We start from the raw sequence: 13,560 nt of genomic DNA, 5'->3' as shown, positions 1-13,560 counted from the left end.
TGGTAGCGGACAGCGAGGCGCGGAAGGGCTCACGGCGCCCCTTTGTGACCGCGTGGTCCCGTGTGAAGAGGGCCCGCAACGCCGACGGCGCCGACGAGACCGGTCTGCACCGGATGTTCGACCTGCACGCGTTGTCGTGTGCCGGCGACGCCCTGGTCGCGGTCGGGCTGGCCGGCACGATCTTCTTCAGCGTCCCGGTGGGTGAGGCCCGGGTGCGGGTCGCGCTCTACCTGCTCGTCACGATGGCGCCGTTCGCGCTGCTGGCTCCGCTGGTCGGGCCGGTACTCGACCGGTTCCGGCACGGGCGGCGGTACGCGCTGGCCACGACGATGCTGGCCCGCGGATTCCTGGCGTACGCGATCGCCGACCAACTCGACAGCTGGGTGCTCTATCCGGCGGCGTTCGGCGTGCTGGTGATGTCGAAGTCGTACGGTGTGGCCCGCTCGGCCGCGGTACCCCGGCTGCTGCCACCACGCATCACGCTGGTGGAGGCGAACGCACGCGGATCGCTGGCCGGAACGGTCTTCGGCGCGCTGGCCGGCGGAATCGGGGCCGCGCTCGCGCAGTTCGGGGCCGGCTGGTCGCTGCGCCTGGCCACGGTCGTGTTCCTCGTCGGAATGGTGCTCTCGCTGCGCTTGCCGGCCGGCGTCGACTCGGACAAGCCCGAGGTGCTCCCCCGGGTGTTCGCGCTGCTCGCGCACAAAGAGGCACTCCGGCTCTGGAACCTGCCGGTATGGGCCGCGATCACCGCGGGCGGCACGCTCCGGGCGGTGTATGGCTTCCTCGCGCTGTTCATGGCGTTCCGGGTCCGCACCGACGACCTGCTGCTCGCGCCGCTGGCCGCGCTGGGCACGGTGGTGGCCGCGCTGGCCTGCGGCGCGTTCGTCGCGACGCTCATCGGCACCCGCCTCAAACTGCGGAGGCCCCTGCTTCTCGACGCGATCGCGGTGGGCGGGGTCGCGTTCGGCGCGATGGTCGCCGCGGTGTTCTACTCGCTGCCCGCGCTGGTGCTGCTGGCGTTCGCCACCGCGTTGGCCAGCGGGTTGGCGAAGCTCGCGGTGGACGCGGTGATCCAGGAGCGGCTCCCCGACGAGTCCCGGGCCAGCGCGTTCGCACACTCGGAGACCATGCAGCAGCTGGCCTGGGTGAGTGGAGGCGCGGCCGGGCTGATCCCGGTGAGCGGGCAGTGGGGGCTGTTCCTGGTGGCGCTCGTGGTCGCGGCGGTGACGTTGCGGGTGAGCGCCTGGGCGTGGGCCGCGCACCGGGCCTCGGTGGCGCCCGCCACTGCGCCGGCCAATGAGTGGACGGCGACGTCGGGCGCACGCTGACCTCCGGTTACTGTGCTTTCCATGAAGCGTGCCTTCGCCCTTGCCCTGGCCGCGGCCTCGATCGGACTCGTCGCGGCCTGCGACAAGCCGGCGCCCTACGCCACCGTGGCCAGCGGCGGCGACTCCGCCGGCGGCGAGGCCACGGCCTGGTGCTTCGAGAACGGCACGTTCAACGGGTCCGCCCCCGGCGACGACTGCAAGGCCGGTCCGTCGAACGCGGGCCGCATCGACGTCCGGCCGGGCGCCACCGTGCAGGTGGACGTGCCCCCCACGGTCGGCGAGGACGGCTGGACGGCCGCGTTGGCCAGCTCCGACGGCAACCTCGCGCCGGTGTCGTTCGTCCGCAAGGGCACCAGCTGGATCCGCTTCACGGTGCCCACCGACGCCTCCGGCGGCAGCACCTACGTGCTCGAACTGCTCGCGCTGCACCCGGGTGAGAACGCGGAGAAGGCGCGCGGGCTCTGGCGGTTCGTGCTCGACGTCGACTGATGCGCGTCCTGGTCGTCACCGCGGTCCGGGCCGAACTGGACGCGGCCGGCGTCACCGGCCTGGTCGGCGGGGTGGGCCCGGTCGCCGCCGCGGTGAGCACCGCCATGGCCCTCGCCGCCAATGAGTACGACCTGGTCGTGTCGGCCGGACTCGCCGGTGGGTTCAGCGGCCGGGCACCGATCGGCTCGGTCGTCGTCGCCAGCACGGTGCGCTGGGCCGACCTGGGCGCCGCGACCGACGAGGGGTTCCTCGACCTGTCCGGGCTGGGCCTGGCCGGCGGCGACGCGCTGGCCTCGACCGGCGGTCGCTGGGTCACCGACACCCTCGGAGCCGCCGGCGTCCCCGCGCTCACCGGCGAGATCCTGACGTTGTCGACGATGACCGGCACCGATCGGCGCGGCGACGAGCTGGCCGCCGTGCACCCGTCCGCGGTCGCGGAGGCGATGGAGGGGTACGGCGTGGCCTGGGCGGCCCGGGCCGCCGGTGTCCGCTGGGCGGAGGTGCGCGCGGTGAGCAACGTGATCGGCCGCCGCGACCGCAGCGCCTGGGACATCCCGGCTGCGTTCGAAGCCCTGCGGACAGCGGTGACGGCGCTCACCTAGCGCCGACGGCTACCGTTGGCGCCATGCGGATGGCGTTCTCCCCCTGCCCCAACGACACGTTCGTCTTCCACGCGCTGGTGCACGGCCTGGTGCCGGGAGCGCCGCCGGTCACCGTCGACTTCGCCGACGTCGACGTGACGAACGGCGCCGCCGAGCGCGGCGAGTACGACCTGGTGAAGGTGTCCTACGCGGCGCTGCCGTGGCTGCTGGACAAGTACACGCTGCTGCCCTGCGGCGGGGCGCTCGGTCGCGGCTGCGGCCCGCTGGTGCTCACCACCGGCTCGGACTCCGTCGAGGGCAAGACCGTCGCCGTCCCCGGCGACCGCACGACGGCCTACCTGCTGTTCCGGTTCTGGTCGGCGGAGCGCCCGCCGGCCCGGGTCGTCGTCCGGCCGTTCCACGAGATCATGCCGGCCGTCGCGGCCGGCGAGGTCGACGCCGGGCTGGTGATCCACGAGGCCCGGTTCACCTACCAGCGGTACGGGCTGCACGCCGCGGCCGACCTCGGCGACTGGTGGGAGTCCACCACCGGCCTGCCGATCCCGCTGGGCGCGATCCTGGCCCGCAAGGACCTCGAGGCCCGCACCGGCATCACACCCGCGGCCGCGGCCAAGCTCGTCCGCGCCTCGGTGGAGGCCGCGTGGGCCGATCCGGGCGCGAGCCGCGGCTACGTGCTCGAACACGCGCAGGAGATGGAGGACGACGTCGTCGACCAGCACATCGGGCTGTACGTGAACGAGTTCACCCGCGATCTGGGTACCGATGGCTACGCGGCGGTGGACGCGCTGCTCGGTCGAGCCGCCGGGGCCGGATTGGTTCCCCCGGTGGCCATCCCTCGGTTGACCGCTGTTTAGCTACACGGTGTTACCTGCCTACGCATCCTGACCGACGATCGCGGAGTAGCAGTGAAGAGAGCAGCACCGGTTCTCGCGATCCCGGTCGCCTGGCTTCTGCCCTGGGCCACCCACGCACTGCGGGTCGACGCCGTCCTGCCGGTCCTGCTCGTGCTGGGCATCGCGTCGCTGCTGCGCGTCGGGACGACGCTGCTCGACCGCGTCGCGCTGGCGTTGTTCCTGTTCCTGGGGCTGGTCAGCGCGGCCGGGCTGGTGTTCTCGGTCTGGCCGTGGGGTCTCGACCCGGTCGCGGTGGCCCGGGCCGGGTTCCTGGGCCTGATCGCCGCCGCGCTGATCAGCCGGCGGGTGCCACGGCTCCCGCTGAAGATCACCTGGAGCGACGCGCTGCTGGTGCTGGGCGGCGTCGCGCCTGCGGTGTTCCTCTGGTCCTCGTTCTGGGGCAAGCCGGCCGCCGAGCGGCTGGCGATGATGATCGGGGCCGAGGACCTGGCCCGTCACTTCACGATCTTCGACACGATCCGGTCGGTCGGCGGGTACCTGCCGTTCCACCGCGACGAGGTCGCCCGCCAGGTGATTCCCGGGGTCGTCGACTACCCGCAGTCCTCGCACCTGGTCAGCGCGCTGATGGACAACTTCGCGCGGTCGTCCACCGATCTCGGGAACGGGCTCGTCGCGTTCGACCACTACCTGGCCTGGAACCTCGTCGGCTACGGCATTCTCGCGTTCACGCTGGTCTGGGCGTTGCGCTGGGTCGCAGGCCCGGCGCTGCGCGGCTGGCGGCTGGTCGCCGCGGTCGCCGTGGTGGTGGGGTGCACCGGCGGCGGGTACCTGGTCTCGCTGTTCGACCGGGGTTACCCGAGCGAGGCGCTCGGGCTGGCGCTGCTGGCGGTGGTGTTCGCGCTCTCGGCACGGCCGGTGCGGGGCGCGCGGGAGCAGATGCTGCTACTGGCGGCCGGCCTGGTCGGCGTCAGCTTCACGTACTACTTCTTCCTGCCCGTCGCCGGGGCCGCGGTGCTGGTCTGGGCGCTCGTCTACGCCCGCTCCCGGACGCGGGGGCCGTGGCGGCTCGGCCCGCTGGCGATCGCGGTACCGGCCGTGCCGCTCGTGCTCGTCTGGCCGGTGTTGTCGCTGCGCTCGGGCGTCTCGCCCACCCAGGCGCTGATTCCCGACGTCGGTATCCCGGAGGTCGATCAGCGGCTCGTCGTCGCGCTCGTCGCGCTCGTGCTGCTCGGGTCGCTCACCCGCACCGGGCGGCGGATCCCGATCTGGCGGTCGGTGAGCGCGCAGGTGGTGCTGAGCGGGCTGATGGTGTTCGCGATCGGCGGCTACCAGCTCGCCAACACCGGTGGCGTCTCGTACTACTTCGAGAAGGCCATCCACGGGGTGCTCATCGCGTGCTTCGTCGGGTTCGGCGCGATCGCGCTGCTGCTGCCCCGCGACCCGTTCAGCTGGGGGGCCGGGCAGGGCGGTGCCGCGGCGGCGCTGCGCCGGCTGGCCGCCTTCGCGCTCCCGGCCGGCGCGTCGGTGGTGGTCGCGGCGTTCGCCTACGGGCTGCTGATGCCCGATCGGATGCTGATGACCCGCACGTCCGAACGGGGTGGGGTCACCGAGCCGGACGCCGGCACCAGCCGGGGGCGCGCGTTCCACGGCGACAAGCTCTGGCGGCCGAACGACGGCAAGTCGGCGGTGAACGCGTACCGGCGGTTCCCGAACGGCGACGACGGCCGGGTGACGCTCGTGATCAGCGCCTACCGGCTCTACACGCCGTCGCTGTACCTGGCCGGCTTCCGACGCCAGGGCGGCGAGGCGGCGCGGCCGGTCAGCGGCATCAACGGCTCGAAGGAGATGGCGACGCTCGAGCACGTCGCCGAGGTGAGCCCGCGGCCGGTGCGGTTCGTCGTCTCCCGGGACGACCTGGTCACCGGCCTGCGCGCGCTCGCGAAACGGCGCCCGGACCTGAAGATCGAGGTGGTCGTGCTCCCCGCTGCCCAGATCCCGACGCCGCCGGCACTACCGCCCCCGCCGGGCGGCAAAAAGCGCTGAGCGCTTCGCGCGGGCCGCCCTCAGACTTCTAGTTCGCGGGCTACCGCGTGGACGAGTTCGGCGATCTTGCGGGACGCCTTGCGGTCGGGGTAGCGGCCGCGGCGCAGATCGGGCTGCACTCGGGCTTCGAGCACCTTGATCATGTCTTCGACCATGCCGTGCAGTTCGTCGGCCGGGCGCCGGGTCTGCGACACCAGCGAGGGCAGCGGGTCGACGACGCGCACGGACAGCGCCTGATCGCCCTTGCGACCGGCCGCGACGCCGAACTCCACCCGGGTACCGGGCTTCAGCTCGGTGACGCCCTGGGGTAACGCACCCTTGTGGACGAACACGTCGCCGCCCTCGTCCCGGGCCAGGAATCCGAAGCCACGCTCCGGGTCGAACCACTTCACCTTGCCGGTCGGCACGTCCTGACCCCGTTTTCGTCTCGTGGCGATAAACGGGGGCCGCGGTGCGCCGCCTGCCCCCGGGATAAGGCTAGCGACCCGAGCCCTGCACAACCAACGGAGTTGGACCGGTCACCCGGTGCCGTTCGGGAGCGGTTTCGGCTCGTACGCTGTACGCGTGGCGAGTACCGATATTTCCGCGCTCTCGCGGCGGCCCGGGCGCTGGTTCCTGCGCGTGGGGGCCGCCTGCTTCGTCGCCGGTCTGGTGTTCGTCGGCATCGTTTTTCTGCCCTTTTTCGCCGGTTCCTCGGCGCAGCCGGCGCTCGCCGCGGTCGGCACGATGCTCGGCCCGCTCGGCTTCGTGCTCGTGCTCGTGGGCATCACCCGCCAGGCCCGGGCCAACAACCGCGCCGCCCGCGAGGCCCTGCGCGCTACCCGCGACTAGCTTTCAGCCAGTCCGGGAACTCGGTGAGGCTCTCGAGCACCACGTCCGCGCCGCCCGCGCGCAGGGCGTCGGCATCGAACGGGCCGGACGCGACCGCCACGGCCACCGCTCCCCCGGCCCTGGCCGCGGCGATGTCCGCGGTGTGGTCCCCGACGTAGACGACGGCTCCCCGCTCGGCCAGCGCGGGGCCCTTGCCGGCCGCGTACACGTTCCCGACGATGTCGTCGACCGGAAGCCCGAGGTGCTCGACGTGCAGCTGCGCGTTCGGCGCGAACTTGCTCGTGACGACGACCGTGCTGCCGCCGAGCGCGTGCACCGCGCGCAGCGCGTCCAGGGCGCCGGGGAGCGCGATCGTCGGCGTGACGGCCAGCGCGGGGTAGAGCGCCCGGTAGCGGTCGACCATCGCCGGCACCTGGTCCGCGGGGAACCAGTTCGCGAGCTCGACCGGCAGCGGTGGCCCCAGCCGCGACGTGACGAGCGCGGTGTCGACGTGCACCCCCGTCTCGGCGGACAGCGCCTCGTACACCGCGCCGATACCCGGGCGACTGTCGATCAGGGTCATGTCGAGGTCGAAGCCGATCACCGGCGCAGGGAGTGCCACGTTTCCCAACGTATCGTCGGAGGCGCGGCAGGGAGGCGGTCAGCTGCGCCCGCCTGCCGCGCCTCCTCTGCGACGCCGCACGCCCCTCCGAGGTCCGCCACGTTGCGGACCAGGCGACGCCGCCGTCCCGAGTAGCCACGACCCACTTGTCTGCCGCTACCCGAGGAGCCGGAACGACCGTCCTGAGCTGGGCGAAGACCGGGACCCTACCCAAGAAACGGGCATTTGCTACGAAATGTAGCATAGGTCTCATGTGTGGTCACGACCTGACCACTGCGCTCAGGTGAGATCGGCACCGGATACCCACAGGTATCGCGAAAATCCGACCGGTAATCACATCCGGCCGGATCGTGGGTCACAGTTCTCTTGCAACTCCCGGCTTGGGACCCGTGCAGGAGGACCGATGAGCAACGACTATCTGGAGTACGCCACCGTCTATTTCTGGGACGAGAGCGGCTCCTTCAGCGCGGAATCCGAGCGCACCAGCACCGCCGCCCACCGTCCGTACCCCGGCCGCCGCAGCAGCGCGACGAAGAACCGCCGCTGCGGAGGAGCCCGACCCGCGACCAGCGAAACGCCCAGGAGGCACCCGTGATCGGGCAGGACGCCGAGCGACTCAGCCGCCACTACTCGGTCTGGCAGCGTCTACGGGAGGCGCGGACGCGCGCACGCGAGGCCGACGACCTCACGCTGCTCGCGTACGCGCGTGACGACCTCGCCGACCTCTCGCTCGCGCTCACCGAGTTCCTGCGGCTCCACGAGCCGCGCGACGGCTCCCCGTGGTGCCCGGAGTGCTCGGGCACGTGGGCACGCGTCCAGTGGCCGTGCCCGATCTGGCAGAACGTCGAGAGGTCGCTGGGGCGGTAGCCGAATTCAGTGGTGGGTGGCGCCGTCGCCGCTGTCCGGGTGCACGTAGTCGATGCGGTCGGCGGGCAGGGGCAGCGGGATGTCCCCGAACGGGCTGGACGGCCCCTGGTGCTCGCCGAGGAACTCGCTGACCGCCAAGTGCCCGTCCTTCACAGACGTGTTCTTGCTGGTGTGCTTGGCCTCGGACGCCATCGTTCCTCCTCGCTTACGCTGACGAGCACACGATGACCCATCAGCTGACCACTTACAAGTTTCTCACCGGAGCGGGTCGGGGGTACCCAGCGGGACTCCCCTCGTGCACCGCTTGATCCGGGTGGCGATCAATCGCGATCCGTTGAGCAGGCCGTACCGTCGCACGGCCTGGGCGCCGTACTCGCTGCACGACGGGGTGTACCGGCACTGCGTCGGCAGGTGCTTGCTGAGCAGGCGCTGGTAGCCGCGGATGAGCACCACTCCGCCCCGACCGGCCGCGGTCGTCCGGGGCCGCAGGTCAGGGGTCGCGCGCAGGAACGGCACCAGCAGGAGAAGCGTCCCCAGGCTGAACAGGTTGAAGTTGCAGTCGCAACCGTCGCAGCCATCACAGCTGTCGCAGCCGTCGCAGTTGCATCCGTCGAGCGCGTTCGCCCGTCGTCCGTGGTGATGCCGCTTGTGGCGCCGACGTCTCTCGCGCCAGCGCCGCCACCCCGCCAACAACACCCAACCGGCTTCACTCTTCGCCACGGCCGCAGAGTGACATAAACCGGCAGGTGAGGCCCGTCCGTGTCGGCATGCGGACCGTTGGCGCCGGAAACCGGTTAGCGTCTATTCGGTGAGTACGGCGAGCCTGGCAGATCACTACCGCGCGCTTACCGACGAACAGCTGGAACGGCTGTTCGCCGCGCGCCCGGATCTGGCCGTGCCGGTACCGTCCGACTTCTCCGTATTGGCGCAACGTGCGCACTCCCGGATGTCGGTGGCCCGCGCGCTCGATCACCTCGACCGGTTCCACCTCGAGGTGCTCGACGCCCTGCGCCTGGTGGCCGGCCCCAACCACCGCGCCGACCGCAAAGAGGCCATGGACCTCCTGCGCAGCGCCCCCGACTTCTCGGTCCGGCGGGTGCTCGACCACCTGGTCACGCTCGGGCTGGCCTGGCCGGACGGCGAGACCACGCTGCGGCTGCCGTCGATGCTCGACGAGGTCGCGTCCCGCTACACCGCGGGGCTCGGGCGTCCGATCGCGGCGCTGATCCAGGACGAGCGCACCGACGACCTCACCCCGGTGCTCGCGGCGCTGCACCTGCCGTCGGTGCCGCAACCGGAGGCCACCGCGCTGATCAGCGACGCGTTCGGCGATCCGGTGCGGCTGACCGCACTGCTCGACGCCTGCCCGCCCGAAGCGATCGCGCTGCTGGAGCGCCTGGCCGGCGGGGGCAACCCGGTGGGCGCGCTCCGCGACGTCCGGCGGCCGACCGATCCGAACGACGCCGACACCCCCGGCCGCTGGCTGCTCGTCCACGGGCTGCTGGTGCCGCTGGACGCCTCGACCGTCGAGCTGCCCCGCGAGGTCGGGCTGGCCCTCCGCGGGGACGCGCCGCTCGGCCCGGTGCACCCGGTCGAGCCCGCTCCGGCCGCGGCCACTCCGGTGGCGAAGGACCGGATCGACGGGGCCGGCGCCGGGCAGGCACTCGAGGTGCTCCGGCAGACCGCGTCGCTGCTCGACGCGTGCGCCGACGACCCGCCGCCCGTCCTCAAAGCGGGTGGGCTCGGCGTCCGTGAGCTGCGCCGGCTGGCCCGGGCCGCCGGGGTCGACGAGCCGACCGCCGCGCTGCTGCTCGAGATCGCCCATGAGGCCGGGCTGCTCGCGCGCACCTCCGACGCCGACCCGACCTGGCTGCCGACGTCCTCGTTCGACGTCTGGCAGGCCACCCCGGCCGAACGCCGCTGGGCCCAGCTGGCCGGCGCCTGGTCGTCGATGGCGCGGATGCCTGCGCTCGTCGGCACCCGCGACGAGCGGGACCGGGCGGTCGCCGCGCTGTCGGCCGAGGTCACCCGATCGGCGGCCCCGACACTGCGCTCGCAGACGCTGCACGTGCTGGTCGAGTACCCGGGCCCGCTCAGCGAGGCCGACATCGTCGGCGTCCTCGACTGGCGGGCACCGCGGCGCGGCGGACGGCGCCGCGACGAGGTCGTCAGCGAACAACTCGGCGAGGCGACGACGCTCGGCGTGCTGGCCCAGACGACGCTCACCACGTTCGGGAAAGCCCTGGTCACCGGCGGGGACCCGATTCCGGCGCTGGCCGGTCTGCTGCCCGATCCGGTCGACCACGTGCTGGTGCAGGCCGACCTCACGGTGGTGGCGCCCGGGCCGCTGGAGCCCGCGCTCTCGGCCGAAATGGCGCTCGTCGCCGACGTCGAGTCCGCCGGCGGCGCGACGGTCTACCGGGTGACGCCGGAGAGCGTCCGGAGGGCACTGGACGCCGGGCGCTCCGGCAGCGACCTCCAGTCGTTCTTCAGCGCCCGGTCGCGGACGCCGGTTCCCCAGTCCCTCACGTATCTGATCGACGACATGGCCCGGCGCCACGGCGGGCTGCGGGTCGGCGCGGCGTCCGCGTATCTCCGCAGCGACGACCCCACGCTGCTCGCCACCGTGCTGGCCGACCGGCGCTGCGCCGACCTGGGTCTGCGCCGGATCGCCGACACCGTGCTGGTGAGCTCGACCGCGGTCAACCGGGTGATCGAGACGCTGCGCGCCTGCGGCTACGTACCGGCGGCCGAGGACGCCAGCGGTGGGCTCGTCCTGGGCTGGCCCGAGGCGCGCCGGGCTCCGGCCCGCCCGCCCCGCGGTGCTCCGCGCGGTGCGAACGAGATCTCGCTCGACCAGGACTACCTGGCCGGCGCGGCGGCGGCGGTCCGGCGCGGCGACGAGGCCGCGCGGGCGGCGCGGCGGGCTCCGGTGCTCACCCAGCCCGGAGAGGCCGACCCCGGGGCGGCGCTGAGCATCCTGCAGCAGGCGGCGCGCGACCGGGCGCGGGTCTGGCTCAGTTACGTCGACGCCCACGGCGGCGTCACCGCACGCATCGTCCGACCGGTCTCGGTCGGGGCGGGTTATCTACGCGCCGAAGACGACCGCACGGAGACGGAACACACGTTCGCGTTGCACCGCGTGGTGAGCGCGATCCGTACGCCGGACTAGAAGACGTGGACGGTGGCGCCGGCGGGGGCCAGGTCGGCGACCTTCCGCGCATCGTCGTCGAGCAGGTTGACGTGGAACTGCTGCTGGAAGTCCGCGGTGATCGTCGATTCACCGGCGGCGGCGTCCTGGGCGCGGACGACGACCGGGGCGAAGACCACCGACCCGCTCTTCATGACCCACAGCGTCTGGTGCGAGAGGTCGACGCACACGGTCGTCGCGTCGACGTCGGCGCCGCACGCGGCCGCCGTGGACTGGTAGAGCCGGTCCGCGATCTGCGCGGTGGCCTCGTCGGCGAAGCCGGTGACGGTGGTCAGGCCGACCGCGGCCTGGAATTTCTTGATCGCGGCGCAGTCGCTCGCGTCCTGCGACGCGTCCATCGTGATCGGGCCGAAGCGGGCCGTCTGGCCGGACAGGTACTGCTCGACCCGGGCCTGGCCGGGGCCGGTGCGGGCGCAGTTGCCGCCGGAACGGGACGCCCGGTCGTCCCCGGCGCGGGCCGGTGCGGCCAGCGCCGACGGGCTACCGGCGTCGGACGTGCGGGTGACCATGGAGACCGCGCCGTAGGAGATGCTGCCCGCGACCGCGGCCGCGGCGACCCCGGCGAACGCGACCTTCGCGGCCCGTCCGGCCGCGTTCTCCCGGCGGCGACGCCCCCGGTTGCGCGTGTGCTTGCCGCGTGGCGCTTCCTCAGCGACGTAGATGAGTTCCGTGGTCTCCGCTGAGGATGAATGTCGTCCAGGCACGAGCAGAAGGTTACGCGTGCGTCACACCAAATGCCGAGTCCCCAACGCATTCGGTTCTGTCGCACACGTATCTTCGCTGGTCAGATCACGTTTGTGAGAGTTCGCACGACGCTCTGCGTAGGAGCCTGGTAACACAGAGCGGTTGAACCCGTGATTCATCCCTCCAGAGAGGCCAGTCCGGTCGGCCCGACCGGCTACCTGCGGGTGCGGCGAACAGGAGGGACACTTGATGCGTGCCTAACGGACCGCTCATCGTCCAGTCGGACAAAACACTACTGCTCGAGACCGACCATCCGGATGCGTCAGCGTGTCGGATGGCGATCGCGCCGTTCGCCGAACTCGAGCGGGCGCCCGAGCACGTCCACACCTATCGGCTGACCCCGCTGGGGCTGTGGAACGCCCGCGCGGCCGGCCACGACGCCGAGTCGGTCGTCGACGCGCTCGTGCGCTTCTCGCGCTACCCGGTGCCGCACGCGCTACTCGTCGACGTCGCCGACACGATGGACCGCTACGGCCGCCTGCAGCTGCTGAACTCGCCGGTGCACGGCCTGGTGCTGCACGCGCTGGACCGCGCCGTGCTGGTGGAGATCACCCGGAACAAGAAGGTCTCCCCGATGCTCGGGGAGAAGTTCGACGACGACACCGTCGCCGTGCACCCGTCCGAGCGCGGGCGCCTCAAGCAGGTGCTGCTGAAGGTCGGCTGGCCCGCTGAGGACCTGGCCGGCTACGTCGACGGTGAGGCCCACCCGATCGACCTCGCCGAGGACGGCTGGACGCTGCGGTCCTACCAGCAGGAAGCGGTCGACAACTTCTGGGCCGGTGGCTCCGGCGTCGTCGTGCTGCCCTGCGGGGCCGGCAAGACGCTCGTCGGCGCGGCCGCGATGGCCGAGGCGAAGGCCACCACGCTGATCCTGGTGACGAACACCGTCGCTGGGCGGCAGTGGAAGCGCGAGCTGGTCGCGCGCACCTCGCTCACCGAGGACGAGATCGGCGAGTACTCCGGGGAGCGCAAGGAGATCCGCCCGGTCACGATCGCCACGTACCAGGTGATGACCTCGCGCAAGAACGGCGAGTACCGCCACCTGGAGCTGTTCGGCGCCCGCGACTGGGGCCTGATCGTCTACGACGAGGTGCACCTGCTGCCCGCGCCGATCTTCCGCCTCACCGCGGACCTGCAGTCGCGCCGCCGGCTGGGGCTGACGGCCACGCTGGTGCGCGAGGACGGCCGGGAGGGTGACGTCTTCTCGCTGATCGGGCCGAAGCGCTACGACGCGCCCTGGAAGGACATCGAGGCGCAGGGTTGGATCGCGCCGGCCGAGTGCGTCGAGGTCCGGGTCACGATGACCGACGCCGAGCGCATGACGTACGCGGTCGCCGAGCCGGAGGAGCGCTACCGGGTCTGCGCCACCGCGCGGACAAAGATGCCGGTCATCCGCAAGCTGGTGGAGAAGCACCAGGGCGACCAGGTGCTGGTGATCGGCGCGTACCTCGACCAGCTGGACGAGATCTCGGCCGAACTCGAAGCGCCGGTGATCGAGGGCAAGACCACGAACAAGGAGCGCGAGCGCCTGTTCGACGCGTTCCGGCAGGGTGAGATCAACACGCTCGTGGTGTCGAAGGTCGCGAACTTCTCGATCGACCTCCCGGAGGCCACGGTCGCGATCCAGATCTCCGGCACGTTCGGGTCGCGCCAGGAGGAGGCCCAGCGGCTGGGCCGGGTGCTGCGCCCGAAGGCCGACGGACGGCAGGCCCACTTCTACACGGTGGTCAGCCGCGACAGCCTGGACGCGGACTACGCCGCCCACCGGCAGCGCTTCCTCGCCGAGCAGGGGTACGCGTACACGATCGTCGACGCCGACGACGTGATCGGTCCGCCCCTGCCCGACGTGGGCTGACGGGGTGCCGGCCACGGGCCGGCACCCCGACCTTCACCTTCGCTGCGACGCCTCTTCGTAGGGGCGCCAGTCCATTCCGTCGCGGCTGTCGACGCCGAAGCGCTGCGCGAGCAGGGCGATCACCACGGCGAAGAC

Annotated in this window: 15 protein-coding genes; 10 read left to right on the top strand and 5 right to left on the bottom strand. The window is 72.3% G+C overall.

All coding sequences use genetic code 11. From position 1 onward, the window contains the following. The first annotated feature begins 62 nt into the window (after positions 1-62). Genes CRYAR_RS02735 through CRYAR_RS02715 form a run of 5 tightly spaced genes read left to right on the top strand, consistent with a single transcriptional unit; the run spans position 63 to position 5,316 of the window. Entirely contained in the window at positions 63-1,328 is a 1,266-nt protein-coding gene (locus CRYAR_RS02735; protein ID WP_051569645.1) for an MFS transporter, read from the top strand. Positions 1,329-1,349: 21 nt separating this feature from the next. Then, positions 1,350-1,817, top strand: coding sequence for a hypothetical protein (locus CRYAR_RS42575; RefSeq protein WP_051569644.1), 468 nt, complete (start codon positions 1,350-1,352; stop codon positions 1,815-1,817). Next, a complete protein-coding gene (gene mqnB / locus CRYAR_RS02725) occupies positions 1,817-2,419 on the top strand; it encodes a futalosine hydrolase (RefSeq protein WP_051569643.1) in 603 nt (200 codons plus the stop codon). Before CRYAR_RS42575 ends, mqnB begins: the two co-directional genes overlap by 1 nt. 23 nt (positions 2,420-2,442) lie before the next feature. After that, on the top strand, positions 2,443-3,273 hold the full coding sequence (locus CRYAR_RS02720) for a 1,4-dihydroxy-6-naphtoate synthase (RefSeq protein WP_035848240.1): 831 nt from the start codon (positions 2,443-2,445) through the stop codon (positions 3,271-3,273). A 51-nt stretch (positions 3,274-3,324) separates the two neighbouring features. After that, positions 3,325-5,316, top strand: coding sequence for a hypothetical protein (locus CRYAR_RS02715; protein ID WP_035848238.1), 1,992 nt, complete (start codon positions 3,325-3,327; stop codon positions 5,314-5,316). Positions 5,317-5,336: 20 nt separating this feature from the next. Here CRYAR_RS02715 and CRYAR_RS02710 read toward each other — a convergent pair whose 3' ends face one another. Continuing rightward, complete coding sequence (locus CRYAR_RS02710) at positions 5,337-5,723, bottom strand: cold-shock protein (protein WP_035848236.1); 387 nt, start codon at positions 5,721-5,723, stop codon at positions 5,337-5,339. A gap of 157 nt (positions 5,724-5,880) precedes the next feature. Between CRYAR_RS02710 and CRYAR_RS02705 the strand changes: the two genes are divergently transcribed. Next, positions 5,881-6,147: a hypothetical protein gene (locus CRYAR_RS02705; protein ID WP_157017284.1), complete on the top strand. Its 267-nt coding sequence runs from the start codon at positions 5,881-5,883 to the stop codon at positions 6,145-6,147. Here the strand turns inward: CRYAR_RS02705 and CRYAR_RS02700 are convergent. Beyond that, on the bottom strand, positions 6,134-6,748 hold the full coding sequence (locus CRYAR_RS02700; RefSeq protein ID WP_211247236.1) for an HAD family hydrolase: 615 nt from the start codon (positions 6,746-6,748) through the stop codon (positions 6,134-6,136). The genes CRYAR_RS02705 and CRYAR_RS02700 overlap by 14 nt on opposite strands. A gap of 403 nt (positions 6,749-7,151) precedes the next feature. Here CRYAR_RS02700 and CRYAR_RS46725 point away from each other — a divergent pair, with 403 nt between their 5' ends. Continuing rightward, positions 7,152-7,343, top strand: coding sequence for a hypothetical protein (locus CRYAR_RS46725; RefSeq protein WP_157017282.1), 192 nt, complete (start codon positions 7,152-7,154; stop codon positions 7,341-7,343). Then, positions 7,340-7,615: a hypothetical protein gene (locus CRYAR_RS02690; RefSeq protein WP_051569641.1), complete on the top strand. Its 276-nt coding sequence runs from the start codon at positions 7,340-7,342 to the stop codon at positions 7,613-7,615. Before CRYAR_RS46725 ends, CRYAR_RS02690 begins: the two co-directional genes overlap by 4 nt. Positions 7,616-7,621: 6 nt before the next feature. Here the strand turns inward: CRYAR_RS02690 and CRYAR_RS02685 are convergent, their stop codons facing one another. Together CRYAR_RS02685 and yidD are read right to left on the bottom strand one after the other, a co-directional pair. Then, on the bottom strand, positions 7,622-7,807 hold the full coding sequence (locus CRYAR_RS02685; protein WP_035848225.1) for a hypothetical protein: 186 nt from the start codon (positions 7,805-7,807) through the stop codon (positions 7,622-7,624). A gap of 63 nt (positions 7,808-7,870) precedes the next feature. Further along, positions 7,871-8,335, bottom strand: a complete 465-nt coding sequence (yidD, locus tag CRYAR_RS44880) for a membrane protein insertion efficiency factor YidD (protein ID WP_211247235.1) — start codon at positions 8,333-8,335, stop codon at positions 7,871-7,873. Between the two features lie 88 nt (positions 8,336-8,423). Between yidD and CRYAR_RS02675 the strand changes: the two genes are divergently transcribed. Beyond that, entirely contained in the window at positions 8,424-10,787 is a 2,364-nt protein-coding gene (locus CRYAR_RS02675) for a helicase-associated domain-containing protein (RefSeq protein WP_035848223.1), read from the top strand. On the opposite strand, the gene CRYAR_RS42570 is transcribed toward CRYAR_RS02675, so the two are convergent. Further along, entirely contained in the window at positions 10,784-11,530 is a 747-nt protein-coding gene (locus CRYAR_RS42570; protein ID WP_051569640.1) for a hypothetical protein, read from the bottom strand. The two genes, CRYAR_RS02675 and CRYAR_RS42570, sit on opposite strands and share 4 nt — an antisense overlap. A gap of 233 nt (positions 11,531-11,763) precedes the next feature. Between CRYAR_RS42570 and CRYAR_RS02665 the strand changes: the two genes are divergently transcribed. Continuing rightward, entirely contained in the window at positions 11,764-13,425 is a 1,662-nt protein-coding gene (locus tag CRYAR_RS02665) for a DNA repair helicase XPB (protein ID WP_035848220.1), read from the top strand. Positions 13,426-13,560 lie beyond the last annotated feature (135 nt).

This window comes from Cryptosporangium arvum DSM 44712, from assembly GCF_000585375.1.
GTDB classification, from domain to species: Bacteria; Actinomycetota; Actinomycetes; order Mycobacteriales; family Cryptosporangiaceae; genus Cryptosporangium; species Cryptosporangium arvum.
This window is presented reverse-complemented; position numbering and strand designations above follow the sequence as displayed.

What these genes read in the sequence shown, in the direction of transcription:
- CRYAR_RS42575 (WP_051569644.1), top strand. Translation starts at nt 1,350, where the DNA reads ATGAAGCGTGCCTTCGCCCTTGCCCTGGCCGCGGCCTCGATCGGACTC.
- mqnB (WP_051569643.1), top strand. Translation starts at nt 1,817, where the DNA reads ATGCGCGTCCTGGTCGTCACCGCGGTCCGGGCCGAACTGGACGCGGCC.
- CRYAR_RS02720 (WP_035848240.1), top strand. Translation starts at nt 2,443, where the DNA reads ATGCGGATGGCGTTCTCCCCCTGCCCCAACGACACGTTCGTCTTCCAC.
- CRYAR_RS46725 (WP_157017282.1), top strand. Translation starts at nt 7,152, where the DNA reads ATGAGCAACGACTATCTGGAGTACGCCACCGTCTATTTCTGGGACGAG.
- CRYAR_RS02685 (WP_035848225.1), bottom strand. Translation starts at nt 7,807, where the DNA reads ATGGCGTCCGAGGCCAAGCACACCAGCAAGAACACGTCTGTGAAGGAC.